Origin of the sequence: Aeromonas sp. S8(2024), from assembly GCF_041403085.1 — a bacterium.
Classification (GTDB): Bacteria; Pseudomonadota; Gammaproteobacteria; order Enterobacterales; family Aeromonadaceae; genus Aeromonas; species Aeromonas dhakensis.
In genome coordinates this window covers 102,639-119,594 of record NZ_JBGLRF010000005.1, presented here as the reverse complement: position 1 = coordinate 119,594, position 16,956 = coordinate 102,639, and the positions used below count along the sequence as shown (strand labels likewise).

Genomic DNA, 16,956 nt, shown 5'->3' with positions numbered 1-16,956 from the left:
CGAGGTATGAAGATTGCCAGTGAGTGCAATACGCCGCGCTTGTTGCGCCTTTCGGTAATATAAGACGGCCATAAAAGGTGGCGGACTGGCCGCCACCTTTGAGGGTTGTTAACGCTGGCTCAGCAGCTCATAGACGACCGGATTATCGGCGCACTGCCCTGCGCCGCACTCCAGTACGGTAGAGATCAGGTTTGCCGCAATCAGCAAGACAAACAGCAGGGAGGCCATGCGTCCCCAGCGTGCCAGAGCCAGTTTGGGCAGGGGAATAGCGAGCCCGTCCCGCACCATCAATATCAGGGCGACGGCCAATATGATCAGCAGAGCGCTGATCAGCGACCAGCTATAAAAGTGCAGCCCGAGAAAGGTGGAACCATAGCCGGGATCGCCGGGCAGAATATGCAGCAGCACCTGCCGGGCGCCGATCATGGCGGTGGTCAGCGCGCCGACAATCACTATGCCGTAGTGGGCCCCTTTTGCGCCAAATTGCAGGTTGAACATAAAGCCGAAACCGGCGACCACAAGGCCGACCCGCTGCAATAAACACAAGGGGCAGGGGAGTTCGGCCAGATAGAGCTGGTAATAGAAGGCCACGATCAGGGTCAGGCAGATGCCGGCCAGCCCCAACGTATCGAGCAGTTGTGGCAGGTCACTCTTCGCGGCTGTTGAGGAGGTCGAAAGGCTCATGGCGGGCTCCTAGAACGAGAGGGTGAGCGGGTCGGTCACATGGTGCATAAAGGAGAGTAGGGTCACTACCAGCAACAGGGCCCAAAGCAGATAGGAGGCTCCTCGCTTGTTCATCAAGATGCTGATCCCCGTTATCAATGCCAGCAAGAAAGGCAAAAACATATACATGTCATATCTCCTTATCGTGGTGAGCTGGGCTCGCAAGGCCTTGAGTATATAGTGAGCCGATGGTTTCCAGATAGCACCCACCTCCCTGTTCGCTAGACTTGAAGGGAGCAGCACAATGCCGGGAGGCCAATCATGGAAACAGAGAAAGCCATCGGGCTGATCGAGGCCCACGGAGTCTTTCACGGGGATCACTACAGCTTCAACAGCGGCGAGTTCGTGCAGTGGTGCCAGGAAGATGCCCACCAGACCCTCAGCCTGGAGCAGGCCAATCACGAGCTAGCACCCTTCTGCATCCGGGTCGGTTTCGCCGAGCCGGTCCGGTCGTGGCGTTACTATCTCACCTGAACTACCTCACCTGAGATGTGAAGCAGAGGGCGGGACGAGCCGCGCGATGCGGTGAATCACTGAAAAAGGAGCCGACAAGGCTCCTTTCTTGTGATGGGCTGGGCGCCGGGCGAAGGCGGGGAGTAGCCCTAGTTGTCGAAGTTCCACGCAATGGGCAGCTCAAGATCGAAGATCAGCTGATCCCCGTCGAGGGTAAAAGCCACGCTGGTCTGGTGCTGGTCGTATTCGTCGATAAGCCGGCAGCTCTCGGCGAAGTTGGACTCGTAGTTGAGGCGCGCACTGCCGCCTGTGTGAGCCTCATCGAGTTCCACCCCCAGCACCCGCAGGGGATCCTTCTGGCTGAGCTTGACCCGGCTGTCACCCACGTCCACCAGCCGCTCCAGCAGGGGGAAGAAGTCCTGCTTGTAGGCCTCAATGGTCCGGGCAATAGCCTGCTCCAGCTCGGTGTGGCTGGTAAGGGGGCCATTTAGTGTATAGCGGGTCTGTATCCTCTCCTGGGTCATGCTCTGTACCTCTCTGGTGTTGCCGGCGGATGTCTTAATTCTTGGCTGCGATGGGGCGCTCAGGCGGGGATGCGGCCATTGCGCACCAGGGCCCGGCGGATGTTCTTGCACAGCTTGCCGAAGCGCTGGAGCTCGTCGAAGGTGGGCGGGATGCCGCGATCGATCTGATATTGCCAGTAACAGAGGTCCGTATCCACCAGCTCCATCAGCTTCTTGGGGCAGCCGATGCAGGTGTTGTCAGGCCCGCACTTGAAGGTATTCGGTTGATAAAGCGGAAATTCCGCCTTCACGGCATCGATGATCTGCTGCATCGCGGTAATGCGGTCCGGCTTTCTGCTCACGGCCTTGTTCCCCTGCGGCTTGTATGGGGGAGTCATTATATCCCTGAATAAAATGGGGAAAATCACGCTTACGGGGTAGTTTCGCTTGGACGCTATAAGGAAGGCGGTCTTGCTTGTTTTCAGTCTGCGGTTTTGTAAGGCCAGTATTTGTTGGCTAGGCGAGAGGTTTATTGAGTTGTTTTACAGGGCATCATTGGTGTCAAAATGAACCAACTTCCCGTTGGAAGCAGGCAAAATCATAAGGAGACATGATGATGAGATATACCCCGTTCTTACTTTGTTGGTGGGCTTTGTGTGCTCAGGCTGAGGTACCCAAGCCAGTGCAAGAAGGCACACTCGCCAACCCGCAGCTTATTCAGGATGCCATGGTGAGCGTGGCGTCCTGGGTGGCTACCAAGGGGTGTGAGGCACCGGAGCGTTTTGTGCCCGTGGTGTTGCAGTTGACTAGGGGAGAGCCAGGTAGCCGCTACTGGCAGGAACGCTGGACCGTGATGGGGTGTGGCAAAGAATATCCCGTGACCATCGACTTTCGGGAAACGGGTATGGAAAGTGCCATGTGGAGCATTGTGAATTGAATTGCTGGTCAGCATGAATAAGTCGAGCAGTAGCTACCTATATCGATATTGTCTCGCCTGTTAGGCAAGATGTAGTTGATGACGTATTACAGCTATGTAAGCCATACAGGATAGCTACTGCTCTGTTATGACCACTTTTCCTCAGACTTAACAATTTGAATTACATCAGTTTAGTTAATATGTGTCGGAAGATAAATGGCTATTGATATATATGTTACAGGGTAGGCTCATATTTTATTGTTTGGGGTGGAACGGCAATTGATGTATTAAATTGGACTTGCTGACCATCGTAGTTGTAGAAACTGCTTGAAGATATATTTGAGTGTGAGGGTAAATCAAGAACGATAGCTATCTCATTTAATTGGTGTGGATTTTTGTCTTTATCAAGATCATATATCCTCAATCGATATAGGCCCTGCTCAGTAGTCATAAGTTGATAGCCTTGTAATTTATTGTTTTCGTTGCGCCACGTTAGCCCAGCAGTATCGGTGAATGGTTCATCATAGTACACCGGTATACTATCGGAAAAAATAATCAGCAATGTTAAAAGAATGGCACCAGTAAATGCATAACAATGATACAGTGACTTAATCAAGAATTTGATTTTTTTCATAAGCTATAACTTCTATGGAGAGAAAAACTCGTAGTCAGGTGTAATGATGGTATTTCCTCGATACGTTACATAAACGATAGTGCCCTCATCATCCACTATGGCATATGGCCATTTTCCATTGGCTTTATACATGGCTGCATAAAGTGGATGGAAGTAGTCTTGAGTTTTTCCAGTTGGGTCATATGGCAATCGGACATGATATATTGGATATTTTTTATCGTTACACAACTCGACTTTTTTTAATATGACACCTCGTTCCAGCAGTACCTGTTTGGTTGGGTGCCGCCAGTTCTCCAAATCTGCACTTATGCAATTGTATGTAACTTCTTTATAAAGGCGGGTATCCAATAGTAGTGGCGCATCAGTGCTGAGTAGCATGATAAGTGGAAGCAACATATAAAACGGCCTATAACAGTGAGCTTGCCCAACCCTAGAGTCAGGCGAGTATAGCGATTTATGGGGTTTGAATGAACCCAATTTACCTCCTTTATTCCTCGACTGTTAAGTGAGGTGGCAAGAGGATTGCTGATATAGCAACGCCCGGCAAGCCGGGCGTTGTGGGAGGAGAGGCAAGAGCCGTCCTGCAAGGGTGCATGGCCCCTTAGAAGTCGTGATAGAGCGGCCAGCCGAGCAATGGGTGCTTGAGACCGGCGCGCATCTCCATGTTGTCGAGCTTCTCCGGAGAGGCGTCCTCTTTTTGCAACTGCTGGTACTGGCGCACAAAGCCGAGGGTGTGCAGCAGGTTGGGCACAAAGCCCGGGCTCAGCTCCTGGCGCAGGGCGGCGGCCATGTCGGCGGGCAGCGCGCTTAGCAGCAGGGCGAGCTGGGCGGCGAGGTAGTCGGTGTCATACCAGCTCTCGTCGAGCTCAATCTCCCGCGCCAGTTTGCGTTTGAGATCCTGCTTCACCTTGAGCGGGGCGGCGCCACTGCCCTTGCCGCAGAGGATGCGGTAGAGCAGCGCTTCGGCCAGCTTGTCCTCCATGGTGGGGTGGTCGCTCTCGCAGGCGAAGAAGTGCTGGTCGATGAGCCCCATCAGGCGGCTCTTGTTGTGCTCTGTCAGTGCCTTCTCGTACTCCTGCCACCCTTGCCACTCCTCCACATCGGGCGGGCTCGAGATCTTGTCCAGCAGGCGGGCATCCACGTCACCGTAGAGGCTGTTGCCAGCCTGCTTGGGGCTGACGGTGATGAGCATCGACCAGCCCTTCTGGAACGGCTTGATGGGGCCTTCCGGCGCCTGCAGCAACGCCAGCGCCTTGGCCGGATCCCGCGCCGAGAGCTCCTGCAGGCCGAGGCTCACCACGCCGATGACGTCGTGGGCCGCCTGCTCCAGCAGGTGCATCTTGTACTTGTTGTAGTACTTGTCGGCGAATTTGAGGCTCATCAGCACCGCCTTGCCCTTGATGGCGGCCAGCTGTTGCTCGCTCAAACGTTCATTGTCGCGGCCAAAGCGCAGCACCTGGGTCAGAAAGGGGCCCTGGTTGGCATCGCGAATGACTAACTGCATGAATGGGCTCCTTAATCCAGAAAGCTGAACATGTCGTCGACGTCGCCGTACTCGTCTTCCTCGACCTTGTTCTTCTCTTTGGCCTGCATCACCAGCTCGGCGGCAAACTTGTTGATGATGCCGTCCCAAGTGGAGTGCTCGTTGCGCAGCAGCGCCTTGATGGCTTTCTCCACCTCGGGGGCCAGCTCGCGAATGAGCATCAAGAGGCTGCGCGGGTCATCCAGCGCGTAGTCGTGGACATCCTCGCTCTGCTGGCGCTCGCTGTAGCGCAGGGACTCTTCGAGATCTTCCTCTTCGGCGTGCAGCACGTCGCGATAGCCTTCGTCCTCTTCATAGCGATCGCCGCGATAGAACTCGATAAAGGGGATGGCGAGGTAGAAGAGACCGGCCGGATCTTCGGCCACGCACTCGAGGATCTCGCGCTGCTTGGCTTCGCTATCCTGGGTGCGGATCAGGTAGTTGAGGAAGTCGAAGGTGTGCTGTTGCAGCTCGTCGGCGTTGTTCTTGATCGCCTCTTCCCAGTAGAGCGGCTGCTGGCAGACGATGTCGCGGATCCGCTCCGGGGTCATCAGCTCGGAGATGATGGAGGGGAAGGAGATGTCGTGCTGGCCGTTGATCTGGGTCAGGGTAACGATATCAATGTTTTCAATCACTTCTGCCAGCTGGTCGTCAGACATGGTCTTGGCGATCAGCTCGAACTTCTCGCTGGCCTGCTTCGGCTCGATGACGGCCAGCTCTTTGATCTCGATGGCGGTAATTTCTATCAGACTGTTGCTCATGCCTTGCCCCAATTAGAAACGGACTTCGTCGTACATATCCTGCTCGCCCTGGTCGTCGCCATAGCGGTCGCTGCCGCCGTGATAATCGGCGTCGGCATCTTCCCCGTCTTCCTCTTCTTCATCGCGCAGCTCATAGTCGTCATCGCCGCGGTGGCTGCCGCGCGGCAGCGGGTTGTCGAGCAGGAACAGCACGGCGCAGGCTTCCATCAGCTGATCTTCGCTCTGAGCCCGCACCGCCTTGACCAGCGGCAGGACGGCGTTGTTGAAGCCGACGCTCACCTTGAACTCGTCCCAGCTCGGCTGCTCGCCGCTGGCGAGCCACTTGTTCCACTGCCCCTTGGCCTTGGGCGGGAACTGCACCCGGCCATAGAGGGCGAGCGGCAGGTATTCGGGCATGAATTCCAGCATGCTCATGTCGGCCAGCAGCAGGCTTTTCATCTGGTCGGTGAACTGCTCGAGCCCCTTGGGGTCGTCCTGATCCCGGTAGGATTCGATATTCTCGCTGGCATCGCTTTGCAGGGCCTTGAGCCGTGCCTGGTCCCATTTTTTTTGCATAGTCGCTCTTCTTGCCTGGTGGCTCAGGGGTAGAACTGGTCCCACATCTCCTGCATGGCAGCAGCGGGATCGGTCACGATGACGTTGTTGAAATCCTTGATGAAGGCGGCCCGCTGTTTCGGATCGGACAGCACTTCATAAGCCTGCTTTACCTGGTGCAGCCGGGCGGCTGCCTGCTCTTTCTCTTCTTCGCTCGCCCCGTGCAGCTTGTCGGGGTGGTACTGGTTCGACAGCCGACGATAGGCTTTTTTGATGTCGTTTTCACTGGCATTGGACTTGACGCCCAACACCCGGAAGTAGTTGTTCATGACGGATCCTGCCTCACTGGCATCGTGGAATTGACCCTGCGCTGGCCTGGCGGCGGGGATCTTGGCAAACCAGGCTCGGCAAAAACCCGACATTTTAACGCAAACAGGCGGCCATCGCCATGAATAGGAAGAAAAGTAACCAGGGGGAAGCGCGGTCGGTGCACCTTGCGATCTGCCTCCCGGTAGGGGGTGGTACCGGGGCTACACTACAGGAGGCGCCGGGCGTTGCCCTGGCGATCTTCAGCAGGCCTCGGTCGGGCCGAGACCCTTACTAAGGAATGGACAGCCATGCTCAAATTTTATCTTCTGCCAATGGTACTGCTGGGCGGCCTTGCCATCGCCGCCGATGAGAGCATCGACGAGCCCTTGATGTTCATCAAGGGGGACATCACCAAGGCCCAGTTCATGGAAAGAGCCGAGCAGCGTTTTGCCCGGCAGGACACCGACAAGGATGGCACCCTGTCGGTGGCCGAGAGAGAGGCCGCTATGGCCAAGATGCACGAGGCGATGCAGCAGTCCGGCCAGGCCATGCCGGGCAAGATGGGAAACATGGGCAACATGAGGCCGATGCAGGACACGACCAAGGCGCAGTTCATGGCGCGCCATGAGGCCCTCTTCACCCGGATGGACAAGAACGGGGACGGGGTACTCGACGAGGCTGAGCGGGCCAGCGCCAGGGGGCGGCTCGGTCAGGGCGCCATGGCGCCCACGAAATAGGCTTGTCAGCCTTCAGATGAAAAAGAGCCCGGTCGTGATACCGGGCTCTTTGCATACATTGCTGGGCTGACGGGATTACCAGCAGGCCCACAGCAGACGGGCCTTGAGCCCGAGCCACGAGCTCCAGCCGGTGGTGCTGCTCACCAGCGCCCCATCCTTGATGACGAGGAAGGTGGGGGTGACCCCCACCTGCCAGCGGGCGGCCAGATCTCCCCGCTCATCGTTGTGGGTGGGAAAAGCGAGCCCCTTCTTCGCCATCCCGGCGCGCAACTGCTCATCGCTGCCGGAGCGCAGCGCCACCGTCAGCACGTTTTCACCCTCCTGCCACAGGCTCTCCACGGTCGGTGTGGTGAAGCGGCACACCCCGCACCAGCTGGCCCAGTAGTAGACCAGCAGCGGCTTGCCGCGGCTCTGCTCGGCCAGGTTGGTGGTGGTGCCATCCTGCAGGGTGAAGGGGGCTTCCATGGCCCCCGCCGGCAGGCTGGGGCTGCGCCACAGATCCAGCAGGGTGGAGATGACCAGCGCCATCAGCAGCAGCCAGAGCGCCTCCTTGCCCCAACGGCGCCAGCGGGGTGCCTTTACGACTGCATCCTCCGCCATGGCTTAGCTCCGCTTGGCCAGCTCGGCCTTCACCAGCTGCTCCAGCTCGTCATAGGGGAGGGCGCCCGGCACCAGCTGGTTGCCGATGAGCGTCGCCGGGGTCCCCTGCACGCCAAGGAGCGTGCCGATGCGAAGGCTGTTGCGCAGCTCCTCGGTGGCCTTGGCATCGGGCTTGAGGGCCGTGTTGCCGGTGGCCGCCAGCGCCTTGTTGATGTCCGCCTCGGTCAGCATCCCCTGCTTGCTCATCAGCTTGTCGTGCAGGGCGAGGAAGCGGGCCGGCTCCTGTTGCCAGAGGGTCAGGCTGTACTGGGCCGCCTTGGCCGAGCTCTGCCCCTTGAACGGCAGCAGCTTGACCACCAGCCCCAGATCGTCGGGATAGGCCTCGAGCAGCTTGGTCAGGCGGGGATCGAACTGCTTGCAGTAGGGGCAGTTGTAGTCGGTGAACAGCACCAGGGTCAGCTTGGGATTCTTGGCGCCCAGGCGCGGGCTGGTGGCACTGTTGAACAGCACATCCTGATTGCCCTTGATGAAGTTGCCGAGCTGGGCCTCCTGGGCCGCGGCGTTCTGCTTCTCCCAGGATTCGGCCGCCTCGTCGAGGATCTTGGGGTTGGCGACCAGGGTCTCGCGAATGAGCTCCTTGATGCGCGCCTCCTGCTCCGGGGTGAAGGGGGCCGCCTGCAACAAGGGGGCACTCAGGGTGCCGGCAAGCAGGGCGGTGCAGAGGGTCAGGGTGCGCAGTTTCAGAGTACGCAGGGTCATGGGATTCTCCTTAAAAATGGGGGGCATCGGCCTGGACGAGGCCGGCCTGATGCAACACGTCGAGCAAGTCGGCCTTGTCCAGCAGGGGTGAGAGGATCTCTCCCTCTGGCAGGCCGGGCCCGTAGATCTGGTTGAAGGGCACGGCGGCCGCGCCGCGCTGGCGCAGGAAGGCTGAGATGGCATCGCTCGGCCGGCTCCAGTCGCCACGCAGGGCCACCACGTCCGGAGCCGTCAGGGCGCTCTGCACCTCGTCACTCAGCAGCACGTTGTACTTGTTGGCCTTGCAGGTGACGCACCAGTCGGCGGTGACGTCGACGAAGACCCGCTTGCGCTGGGCCAGCGCATCGACGATGGCCTGCTCGGTGAGCGGCTGCCAGGCGATGCGATCGACCCTGCCCGACCCCTGCGCCGTGAGGGCGCCACCCAGCAACAGGGCGCCGCCGATGAGGGCCGAGAGGGAGAGGGCCAGCGTGAAACCGCGCATGCCATAGCGCCAGAGGATGCCAATCAGCAGCGTCAGCAGCATGGCGGCCATCAGCCAGCCGGTAGCCGTGCTGCCCAGATGGTTGCCAAGCAGGCTCGCCAGCCAGAGGCTGGAGCCCAGCATCATCAACCCGAGCAGGATGCGCAGCCGCCCCATCCAGCGGCCCGGTTTGGGCAACCAGAGGGCGAGGCGCGGCAGGGCCGCCACCAGCAGCCAGGGCAGGCTCATGCCAAGGCCGAGCGCCGTGAAGATGAGCCAGAGCTGGCCGAGCGGTGCCGCCAGCGCAAAGGCCACCGCGGTGCCGAGGAAGGGGGCCGAGCAGGGGGTGGCCAACAGGGTGGCGAAGCTCCCCTGCAGGAAGTGGCCACCGAGCCCCTTGCCGCCGCTGGTGGCGAGGCGAGTGTTGAGATTGCTGGGCAACCTTATCTCGAACAAGCCCAACAGGTTGGCGCAAAACAGCAGGGTCACCGCCACCATGAAGCCGATGAAGCCGGCGCTCTGGAACTGGATCCCCCAGCCGACCGCGCCACTCATTCCAAAACTAGGGGCGCGCAGCAGGCTGCTCATGGCCGCCAGCACCCAGAAGGAGGCCATGATCCCGGCACTGGCGGCGAGGAACTGCTTGCGTACCTGTCGCTGTTCGCGCTCCTGCTGCTGCAGCACGGTACCCAGTTTCAGGGCCAGCACCGGCAGCACGCAGGGCATCAGGTTGAGGATGAGGCCGCCGAGCAGCGCCGCCCCCAGCAGCCAGATGAGTGGCTGGCCTGGGGCCGGCAGGGCGAGAGGTCCGGCGATGGTGGCGCTGGTCTGCCAGGCTTCATCGCCGCTGCCGAGCAGCAGGCCGAGGGATTGGCCACGCAAGTCAGGCGCATCCCCCTGCCAGCCGTCGCTGACCGGCACCCGGGCGATCAGGGTGTTGCCGCTCACCTCGAGCGCCGGCTTGCCGAACTCGGCCCCCTCCAGGGCATCGATGAAGAGCGCAGGCGCCTGCCAGCCCTCTGCCCGCTCGGCGCGCAGCTGCAGCTGGTTGTGCTGGTAGCCGAGCTCGACCCGGGTATCGGCGGGCAGCGTTTGCGGCAGGGTGCTCATGGCCTGGGCCCAGGCGAAGTCGAAACCGGCCGGCGCCTGCCCATCCGCCGCCAGGGTGAAGGGGTAGTCGGTCAGGATGCAGACGTTGCTGCAGGTGGAGAGGCGCAAGGTGCCCTTGAGCGGCTGCCCGGCGGGGTAGTTCAGGCTCAGGGGGAAGCGCACCTGTTGCTGATAGCCCTGGGTGCTCAGCCCGGCCACCTCGAAGGGGCGCGGCGTGGGCCAGTGCCACTGGAAGTTGCCGACCGGCTGCTCCCACAGGATCTGGGGCGCTATGCCCCCTTCACCCGGGCTGCGCCAGTAGGTTTTCCAGCCGGATTCGAGGGCCACCTCGAGCAGGATGCGGGTCTGGTCAGGGGCGCTGCGGTCGGCTTGCAGCCTGACCTTGGCGTGATCGTTCTGGGGGCTGGTGAGCCAGCCCGTATCGCTGGCCAATCCAGTGGATTGCCACAGCAGGCAGCCCAGCAGCAGGCTCGCCTTGAAGAGAGTTGACATAGATGTTGTCTCGCAAAAAATGAATGACAGCAGGCTGAAAAAGCGTGGCTGAACTCATTCCCGCCAGACACAGAGGGTGAGGTGAAGTCGTCGTTCGGGGGGCGACACGGCCCGTGGCGGCGGCAGTGGCGGCGTGTAGCGCCAGAGCGGGGCCAGCAGCGCGATGAGCAGGGCCACCGCAAAGAACAGTTGCTCAAGGCAGAGCAGGGTGGCGGCGCTCAGCCACTTGCCGTTGAGCTGGCAGCTGTTGGGCTGCGGGCTGGCGGGCGTGCCCTTGTCGGCCTGGTCGTCGGCCGTGACGAAGGAGGGCAGAGCCTGACAGCTGAGAGCGTGATCGAGCAGGGCCAGCCGTGCCAGCGGCTGGGCAGCGCAATTGAGCACCAGCAGGCAGACCAGCAGCAGGAGTCGTTTCGCCACGCGTTGTTGGTGAATCATGCTCGCCCCGTTCATCAAGATGGCCACATCCTAACGGCCAATGCCGGGTGGGGCAAGCCGCCGTCCGTTTTATGGCTCAGGGGCGAGTGGCGAAGGGTGGTCGGTTCTGTCTGGCGAACGCTTGTTCGCTAAAAGGGGGACCAGTATACTGCGCCGAGTCAAAATCCGAGGTGTTCGATGCTCAAAATTGCCCGTGTGCTGCTGCTTGGTCTGCTGCTCATTTTCTGGTTCCTGTTCGGTCTGCTGCTGTGCCTGGTGCGTCCGCGCCATCCCAACAACGTCTATGTCTTTGCCCGCATGTATCACGCTGTCTGTCCGCTCATCGGCCTCAAGGTCCGGGTGACGGTGGCCGACGAGGTGAAGTCGGTGGGGCCGGCCGTCTACGTCTGCAACCACCAGAGCAACTACGACATCTTCACCGTGACCGGCGCGGTGCAGCCCGGCGTGGTGGCGGTGGGCAAGAAGAGCCTGCTGTGGCTGCCCTTCTTCGGCCTCATCTTCTGGCTCTCCGGCAACGTGCTGATCGACCGCTCCAACCGCTCCCGTGCCATCGGCACCATAGGCCAGGTGGTGGATCGCATCAAGGCGCGTGGCACCTCCATCTGGATGTTCCCGGAGGGAACCCGTTCCAAGGGGCGCGGCCTGCTGCCATTCAAGGCGGGTGCCTTCCATACCGCGGTGCAGGCTGAGGTGCCGGTGGTACCCATCGTCTGCTCCAGCTACTTCGGCCAGATCGATCTCAACCGCTGGGACAACGGCGAGGTGCTGCTGGAAGTGATGGCCCCTGTCTGCAGCAAGGAGCATGGCGCCGCCGGCATCCGCGAGCTGTCCGAAATCTGCCGCAGCCGGATGGAGGCCAAGCTGGTCGAACTGGACAGCAAGCTTGGCCATACCCGCGCCGCCTGAGCCTGTCACTGATTGCATGAGGGAGCCGTTGGCTCCCTTTTTTATTGGTGAAAATCACCACCAGATCGGTATTTTTCGCCACCAAGACGGTGTTGAAAATATCTGATAAAACCTCATCTATATGTAAGTAAAGGAAAAATAATTTTGGCACGGCTCTTGTAATGTTATGGGAAGAGATAGCCATCCCATCAACAAGGAGCCAGACCATGAGCGTATTTAGCCGCCTGACCGACGTGATCAATGCCAACCTGCACAGCCTGCTCGACAAGAGCGAAGAGCCGGAGAAGATGCTGCGGCTGATGATTGAGGAGATGGAGCAGGTCCAGGTCGAGATGAGAACCCAGGCCGCCCGCGTCATCGCCGAACAGAAGCAGCTGGAGCGCCATCAGCAGGCGTTGCAACACCAGATCCTGGAGTGGTCGGCCAAGGCCGAGCTCGCCATCCAGAAGGGACGCGAGGATCTGGCCCGGGCCGCGCTGACCGAGAAGCTGGCCGAGGTCAAAAAATGCGAACAGCTGGAGCAGGACAAGGCGCGGGTCGCCGAGGTGCTGGCCCAGCTCACCGCCGACAGCGAGCGGCTGGCCGCCAAGCTGACCGAGGCGCGTGAGAAGCAGAAGCTGCTGACCCTGCGCGAGCAGACCGCCCACAGCCGGCTGCGAGCCCGTGCCCAGGTGGACAACCAGCGCATGCACGAGCTGATGGCCCGTTTTGACGGCTTTCAGGGCAGAGTCGATCAGCTGGAAGCTCAGCTGGAGGCGGCAACCCTGGGGCAGAACCCCTCGCTGGAGGCCCAGTTCCGCGAGCTGGAGCTGAACGACGAGATTGAACGGGAACTGGCCCGCCTCAAGGGTCAAAAGGTGGAGGCATAACCATGACGCCCTGGCCGAAGGATCTTGCCCATCGCAAGCTGACCGGAGTCTGCGCCGGCATCGCCAACGGGCTGGGGCTCTCCAGGGTGACGGTGCGGGTCGCGGCCCTGATGGCGCTGATCCTGATGCCGCCCCTGGCCCTGGCCATCTATCTGCTGGCGGTGCTGATCATGCCGCCCCGTCGTGAATTGAAGCGTTGGCTGGATTGACCCCGGGTCATCTGGCCGCATCAACCCAGTGAGGAGCACAACATGCTGGAATTTATCGTCTTGATGCTGGTCTTGGTCGGCATGGCGCTGGCCGGATTCACCGTGCTGGCCATGTTGCTGGTGAGCGGCGTCTTCGTGCTGTTTGGCGCGTTGGCCGGCATGTTTGCCCTCATCATCAAGCTGGCGCCCTGGTTGCTGGTGCTGCTGGTGGTGTGCTGGTTCATCAGCAGTCGGCGCAAGCAGGCCAATACCTACCGTTGACACTCCCTGTTATCGGATCCTTCCTTGGTCGCTGCATGCAGCGGCCTTTTTTGCGTTTGCTGGCTCATTAGCAGTCGGCGCAAGCAGGTTAATGCCTACCGTTGACACTCCCTGTTATCGGATCCTTCCCTGGTCGCTGCATGCAGCGGCCTTTTCTGTGGCCGGGCGGCGGCCAGCCATGATTCGCTGCAGGCGAGCCAGCGCTCCGGCTGGCTGATCAGCTGCTCCTTGAAGGCCTTGCTCTGCTGCTTGAGTCGGTATTCGAGGCGCAGCGCCGTGCCTTTCTCACCGACGGCCTGCTGCCATGCCAGGGTCAGTGGCCCCTTGCCGCGCAGGGCGCGGGCTCCCTTGCCACTCTGGTGCTGGCGCAGGCGGCGGAGCGGATCCGTGCTGATCCCGGTATAGAGCAGGCCGCCGGCGGTGCGCACCATGTAGATGAACCAGTGGCGGGTGGGCGGGCTGGCAGTTGGTTTGGCGCCGCTAGGGGGTTTTCTCATTCGATCTCTCTGTGCCACACTCAAGAGCAGCCCAAGGAGGTGCGATGCGAGCATGGTGGTGGTTGTGGTGTCTGCTGTCGATATCGGCTCATGGCGAGACGCTGCGTCTCTACGACTATCATCAGCACCCCCCTTTCATGACCGGGGAGCAGAGCGGTCTGAGCCGGGATCTGGTCAAGTATCTCAATGAAAAGCTTGGCGGAGAACCCAAGCTGGAACTTTGGCTGGTGAATCGTGCCAGACTGGCGCTGGAGATGTCGGATCCTGGCTTTGATGGTCTGGTGGCCTGGGTTAATCCCGCTTGGGTGGGGGATCCCCAGCGCGAGCGCTACCTCTGGACCTTTCCCATCATGCGCGATACCAACGAGCTCATCTCGAGTGCCGACAGACCGGTCACCTATCGCGGGCCCGATTCGCTCAAAGGGATGACCTTCGGCGGCATCGAGGGGTACCACTATCAGGGGATCGACGAGGCGTCGGCCAGAGGCGATCTGGTGCGGGTGGATGCCAAGAAGGTCAAGACCAACTTCAGCCTGCTGGTGCGCGGCCGCATCGACGTGACCCTGGTGCCGGGCTCGGCGCTCACCTTCTTTACTCACGACCCCGCCTTTGAGGGCAAGCTGTTCGTCTCGCCCTTCGCCCAGTCCAGCTATACCCGCCACATACTGTTGCCCAAATCCCGCAGCGATCTGCATGACAGGCTGAACGACATCGCCGAGCAGATGGACCGGGATCCCAAGTGGCACGCCATCCTGGAGTCCTACCGCGGCAGACCCTGAGCGTCGGCGTTGCGGCGCAGATGGCGCCCGAGCCTGTGTAGCGGCAGCAGGCTCACCAGCAGGCCGGCCCAGACGAAGGCAAACCCCACCGATTTCACCGGATCCGGCGTCTCGCCAAACCAGAAGATGGCGAGCAGGAAGGCGAGGCTGGGCTCGATATATTGCAGCAGACCCACCGTGCTCATGCGGGTGCGCATCATGCCATAGCAGAACAGCCCCACCGGCAGCAGGGTGGCGGGGGCACTGCCCATCAGCAGCAGTCGCTCGGTCCAGTCACCGGCCATAAATTGGCTGGCGCCGCTCACCGCCAGAGCGCCGATGATCAGCAGGGCGACGGGCAGCTGTACCAGCGCCTCGAGGTAGAGGCTGACGCCGGCGTCATAGTGCACCTTCTTCTTGAGCAGGCCATAGAGGGCGAAGTTGGCCCCCATGACCAGGGAGAACCAGGGCAGCTGGCCGTAAGAAAAGAGCATGTAGGCCAACCCCGCCAGGGCTAGCGCCACCGCCAGGTGTTTTTGCGGGGTGAGCTTCTCTTTGAGGAACAACACGGCGAAGACGATGTTGAACAGCGGCGTCATGAAGAAGGCGAGGCTGGTGGCCAGCACCTGGCCGGTGGTGAGGCACCAGGTGAACATGCACCAGCTGATGGACATGACGGGGCCGGCCAGCAGGATGAGGCCGAGCTGGTGCGGTTCGCTGCGCAGCCGCGCCCAGGGCACCCGGTAGCCGACGACGAGGAACAGGATCCCCAGCAGCACCGCCGACCAGAGTACCCGGTGGGAGAGCAGCTCCCACATGTTGACCGCGGGCATGAACTGGTAATAGAGGGGCAGCATGCCCCACAGCACGAATGAGAGGGCCGCGCTGCCGGTGCCCATCCAGTTCTTCATTTCGCTCCGTTTATTAAATTAAACAAATGTGGCTGCATAATAAGTATCTGCTGAATCTTTCACAAGCAGGATCCGGGGGAAAACTCTGTTACTATCGGGCCCATGAACCGACTCGACAGTTTGTTTGCACAGATCCGTGCCTGCCGCCTGTGCGAGGCACACTTGCCGCTCGGGCCCAGACCGGTGATCCGTGGCAGCGAGCACGCTCGCCTGCTGATCATCGGCCAGGCGCCAGGCACCCGGGTGCATGCCAGCGGCATCCCCTGGGACGATCCTTCCGGCGATCGCCTGCGCCAGTGGCTCGGAGTGGACAAGGCCACCTTCTACGATGAATCCCGCATCGCCATCATGCCGATGGGGCTCTGTTACCCCGGCAAGGGCAAGTCGGGGGATCTGCCGCCGCGCCCCGAATGTGCCTCCACCTGGCACGACAAGGTATTGATGCTGCTGCCCAACATCGAGCTGACCCTGCTCATCGGCCAGTATGCGCAAGGCCACTACCTGCGGGATGCGGCGAAAGGGTCGCTGACCGAGACGGTGCGCAGCTGGGCGGACTACGGTCCGGCCTGGTTGCCGCTGCCGCACCCGTCACCGCGCAACACCTTCTGGCTCAAGAAGAACCCCTGGTTCGAGCAGGATGTGGTCCCCCATCTGCAACAAAGGGTCGCCCCGCTGCTGGGGTGACCCTCGTTGGCTAGAGCGCCGGTTCGGCCTGTGGTTTGGGCTTGCTGCGGGCCATGGCTATGAGCGGCAGTATGATGCACAGGCACCCCAGCAGCAGCGGCAGGCCCGGCTGCTCATCGAACAGCCATACCCCGATGGCGACCGCCATCAGCAGGCCGGTGTACTCGGCGGAGGCGATCTTGCTCGCCTCCGCCTTGCGATAGGCCACCACGCACAACCCCGCATAGACCATGATCAGCGCCGAAGAGCCGAAGGCGGGCCACCACATCTGCCACTGCCAGTCGCCCCCTTCCCACCAGGCCAGCGCCAGGATGAAGGGCATGCTCAGCACGTTGGTAAAGAACAGGGTCTGGGCGATGGGCTGCTGGAGCGGGATCCGCTTGATCAGCAGATTGTTGAGCGCCATGGAGAGCGCTACCCCGAGTGCGGCCAGCGCCGCCCAGTTCACCTCGGTGGGGCGCAGCACGATCAGCACCCCGACAAAGCCGATGAAGGCGGTCAGCACCTTCTGGCGCGAGATCGCTTCCCCTGCCAGCCACACCGCCAGCGGCACCATCATCAGCGGCGCCGCATAGAAGAGGGCGTTGGCGGTGGCCAGCGGCAGCCGGGTGAGGGCGATCACCATCAGGCAGACGCCGATGGCCCAGATATGGGCGCGCAGCAGGTGCCACTTGAGCGCCACCGGCGGGTTGCGACGCCATGACCAGAGCAGCCAGGGGGTCAGCAGGATGGCGGCGGAGAGCTGGCGGAAGAAGACAAACTGAAATACCGGCTGATCCGGCTCCAGCACCTTGACCAGCGCGTCGGAAAAGACTGCCACCATATTGCCCAGCACCAGATAAAGGATGCCGATCCCCACTGCGTTCATGCTACCTCCTGCGTCAGATGAGGGAAGGGTAGCCCGCGCTTC

The 16,956-nt window shown here is 61.0% G+C and carries 26 protein-coding genes; 9 read left to right on the top strand and 17 right to left on the bottom strand.

Features of this window, described 5'->3' with window-relative positions; genetic code table 11:
- Window positions 1–108: 108 nt before the first annotated feature.
- Both ACB031_RS15020 and ACB031_RS15015 read right to left on the bottom strand, forming a co-directional pair.
- On the bottom strand, window positions 109–684 hold the full coding sequence (locus tag ACB031_RS15020; protein WP_005305299.1) for a disulfide bond formation protein B: 576 nt from the start codon (window positions 682–684) through the stop codon (window positions 109–111).
- Between the two features lie 9 nt (window positions 685–693).
- Entirely contained in the window at window positions 694–852 is a 159-nt protein-coding gene (locus ACB031_RS15015) for a DUF5993 family protein (protein ID WP_010636050.1), read from the bottom strand.
- Window positions 853–984: 132 nt separating this feature from the next.
- Here ACB031_RS15015 and ACB031_RS15010 point away from each other — a divergent pair, with 132 nt between their 5' ends.
- On the top strand, window positions 985–1,197 hold the full coding sequence (locus tag ACB031_RS15010) for a hypothetical protein (RefSeq protein ID WP_017765356.1): 213 nt from the start codon (window positions 985–987) through the stop codon (window positions 1,195–1,197).
- A 128-nt stretch (window positions 1,198–1,325) separates the two neighbouring features.
- Here ACB031_RS15010 and ACB031_RS15005 read toward each other — a convergent pair whose 3' ends face one another.
- Together ACB031_RS15005 and ACB031_RS15000 are read right to left on the bottom strand one after the other, a co-directional pair.
- Window positions 1,326–1,700, bottom strand: coding sequence for a hypothetical protein (locus ACB031_RS15005; protein ID WP_371139836.1), 375 nt, complete (start codon window positions 1,698–1,700; stop codon window positions 1,326–1,328).
- Between the two features lie 59 nt (window positions 1,701–1,759).
- Window positions 1,760–2,011 carry a hypothetical protein gene (locus ACB031_RS15000; protein ID WP_371139881.1) on the bottom strand — a complete coding sequence of 84 codons (252 nt, stop codon included), beginning with the start codon at window positions 2,009–2,011 and terminating at the stop codon, window positions 1,760–1,762.
- Between the two features lie 281 nt (window positions 2,012–2,292).
- On the opposite strand from ACB031_RS15000, the gene ACB031_RS14995 reads away from it, so the two are divergent.
- A complete protein-coding gene (locus tag ACB031_RS14995; RefSeq protein WP_371139835.1) occupies window positions 2,293–2,616 on the top strand; it encodes a hypothetical protein in 324 nt (107 codons plus the stop codon).
- 214 nt (window positions 2,617–2,830) lie between these two features.
- On the opposite strand, the gene ACB031_RS14990 is transcribed toward ACB031_RS14995, so the two are convergent.
- The 6 genes from ACB031_RS14990 to ACB031_RS14965 form a co-directional block, all read right to left on the bottom strand.
- On the bottom strand, window positions 2,831–3,229 hold the full coding sequence (locus ACB031_RS14990; RefSeq protein ID WP_371139834.1) for a hypothetical protein: 399 nt from the start codon (window positions 3,227–3,229) through the stop codon (window positions 2,831–2,833).
- Window positions 3,230–3,241: 12 nt separating this feature from the next.
- Window positions 3,242–3,625 (bottom strand): hypothetical protein, encoded by a 384-nt coding sequence (locus ACB031_RS14985; protein ID WP_085947085.1) that lies wholly within the window; start codon window positions 3,623–3,625, stop codon window positions 3,242–3,244.
- Between the two features lie 205 nt (window positions 3,626–3,830).
- Window positions 3,831–4,733 carry a hypothetical protein gene (locus tag ACB031_RS14980; RefSeq protein ID WP_371139833.1) on the bottom strand — a complete coding sequence of 301 codons (903 nt, stop codon included), beginning with the start codon at window positions 4,731–4,733 and terminating at the stop codon, window positions 3,831–3,833.
- A gap of 11 nt (window positions 4,734–4,744) precedes the next feature.
- Window positions 4,745–5,512, bottom strand: a complete 768-nt coding sequence (locus ACB031_RS14975) for a hypothetical protein (RefSeq protein WP_005335887.1) — start codon at window positions 5,510–5,512, stop codon at window positions 4,745–4,747.
- Window positions 5,513–5,524: 12 nt separating this feature from the next.
- Entirely contained in the window at window positions 5,525–6,067 is a 543-nt protein-coding gene (locus tag ACB031_RS14970) for a hypothetical protein (protein ID WP_124249300.1), read from the bottom strand.
- A gap of 23 nt (window positions 6,068–6,090) precedes the next feature.
- A complete protein-coding gene (locus ACB031_RS14965) occupies window positions 6,091–6,375 on the bottom strand; it encodes a DnaJ domain-containing protein (protein WP_024943298.1) in 285 nt (94 codons plus the stop codon).
- 288 nt (window positions 6,376–6,663) lie between these two features.
- On the opposite strand from ACB031_RS14965, the gene ACB031_RS14960 reads away from it, so the two are divergent.
- Complete coding sequence (locus ACB031_RS14960) at window positions 6,664–7,092, top strand: hypothetical protein (protein WP_017765349.1); 429 nt, start codon at window positions 6,664–6,666, stop codon at window positions 7,090–7,092.
- A 75-nt stretch (window positions 7,093–7,167) separates the two neighbouring features.
- Here the strand turns inward: ACB031_RS14960 and ACB031_RS14955 are convergent, their stop codons facing one another.
- The 4 genes from ACB031_RS14955 to ACB031_RS14940 are packed head-to-tail and all read right to left on the bottom strand — an operon-like array spanning window position 7,168 to window position 10,951.
- Window positions 7,168–7,692: a protein disulfide oxidoreductase gene (locus ACB031_RS14955; RefSeq protein WP_042050229.1), complete on the bottom strand. Its 525-nt coding sequence runs from the start codon at window positions 7,690–7,692 to the stop codon at window positions 7,168–7,170.
- A gap of 3 nt (window positions 7,693–7,695) precedes the next feature.
- The gene (locus ACB031_RS14950) at window positions 7,696–8,451 is read right to left on the bottom strand and encodes a DsbA family protein (protein ID WP_279485253.1); all 756 of its coding nucleotides are present in this window, start codon (window positions 8,449–8,451) and stop codon (window positions 7,696–7,698) included.
- Between the two features lie 10 nt (window positions 8,452–8,461).
- Window positions 8,462–10,516, bottom strand: coding sequence for a protein-disulfide reductase DsbD family protein (locus tag ACB031_RS14945; RefSeq protein WP_371139832.1), 2,055 nt, complete (start codon window positions 10,514–10,516; stop codon window positions 8,462–8,464).
- A gap of 54 nt (window positions 10,517–10,570) precedes the next feature.
- Window positions 10,571–10,951: a hypothetical protein gene (locus tag ACB031_RS14940; RefSeq protein ID WP_371139831.1), complete on the bottom strand. Its 381-nt coding sequence runs from the start codon at window positions 10,949–10,951 to the stop codon at window positions 10,571–10,573.
- A gap of 177 nt (window positions 10,952–11,128) precedes the next feature.
- Here ACB031_RS14940 and ACB031_RS14935 point away from each other — a divergent pair, with 177 nt between their 5' ends.
- The 4 genes from ACB031_RS14935 to pspG all read left to right on the top strand — a co-directional run bounded on the left by ACB031_RS14935 (window position 11,129) and on the right by pspG (window position 13,196).
- The gene (locus tag ACB031_RS14935; protein ID WP_005305253.1) at window positions 11,129–11,857 is read left to right on the top strand and encodes a 1-acylglycerol-3-phosphate O-acyltransferase; all 729 of its coding nucleotides are present in this window, start codon (window positions 11,129–11,131) and stop codon (window positions 11,855–11,857) included.
- Window positions 11,858–12,063: 206 nt separating this feature from the next.
- Entirely contained in the window at window positions 12,064–12,726 is a 663-nt protein-coding gene (gene pspA / locus ACB031_RS14930) for a phage shock protein PspA (RefSeq protein ID WP_017782532.1), read from the top strand.
- A gap of 2 nt (window positions 12,727–12,728) precedes the next feature.
- Window positions 12,729–12,935, top strand: coding sequence for a PspC domain-containing protein (locus ACB031_RS14925; RefSeq protein ID WP_005305247.1), 207 nt, complete (start codon window positions 12,729–12,731; stop codon window positions 12,933–12,935).
- 42 nt (window positions 12,936–12,977) lie between these two features.
- A complete protein-coding gene (gene pspG, locus ACB031_RS14920; protein ID WP_010636066.1) occupies window positions 12,978–13,196 on the top strand; it encodes an envelope stress response protein PspG in 219 nt (72 codons plus the stop codon).
- A gap of 95 nt (window positions 13,197–13,291) precedes the next feature.
- On the opposite strand, the gene ACB031_RS14915 is transcribed toward pspG, so the two are convergent.
- The gene (locus tag ACB031_RS14915) at window positions 13,292–13,693 is read right to left on the bottom strand and encodes a GIY-YIG nuclease family protein (protein ID WP_017778345.1); all 402 of its coding nucleotides are present in this window, start codon (window positions 13,691–13,693) and stop codon (window positions 13,292–13,294) included.
- A gap of 44 nt (window positions 13,694–13,737) precedes the next feature.
- On the opposite strand from ACB031_RS14915, the gene ACB031_RS14910 reads away from it, so the two are divergent.
- A complete protein-coding gene (locus tag ACB031_RS14910) occupies window positions 13,738–14,472 on the top strand; it encodes an ABC transporter substrate-binding protein (RefSeq protein ID WP_005305238.1) in 735 nt (244 codons plus the stop codon).
- On the opposite strand, the gene rarD is transcribed toward ACB031_RS14910, so the two are convergent.
- Window positions 14,454–15,362: an EamA family transporter RarD gene (rarD, locus tag ACB031_RS14905; protein WP_017778344.1), complete on the bottom strand. Its 909-nt coding sequence runs from the start codon at window positions 15,360–15,362 to the stop codon at window positions 14,454–14,456. The two genes, ACB031_RS14910 and rarD, sit on opposite strands and share 19 nt — an antisense overlap.
- Window positions 15,363–15,464: 102 nt before the next feature.
- On the opposite strand from rarD, the gene ACB031_RS14900 reads away from it, so the two are divergent.
- Window positions 15,465–16,046 (top strand): uracil-DNA glycosylase family protein, encoded by a 582-nt coding sequence (locus ACB031_RS14900; RefSeq protein ID WP_017778343.1) that lies wholly within the window; start codon window positions 15,465–15,467, stop codon window positions 16,044–16,046.
- A 10-nt stretch (window positions 16,047–16,056) separates the two neighbouring features.
- Here ACB031_RS14900 and ACB031_RS14895 read toward each other — a convergent pair whose 3' ends face one another.
- Window positions 16,057–16,914, bottom strand: a complete 858-nt coding sequence (locus ACB031_RS14895) for a DMT family transporter (RefSeq protein WP_005305226.1) — start codon at window positions 16,912–16,914, stop codon at window positions 16,057–16,059.
- Window positions 16,915–16,956: the final 42 nt, after the last annotated feature.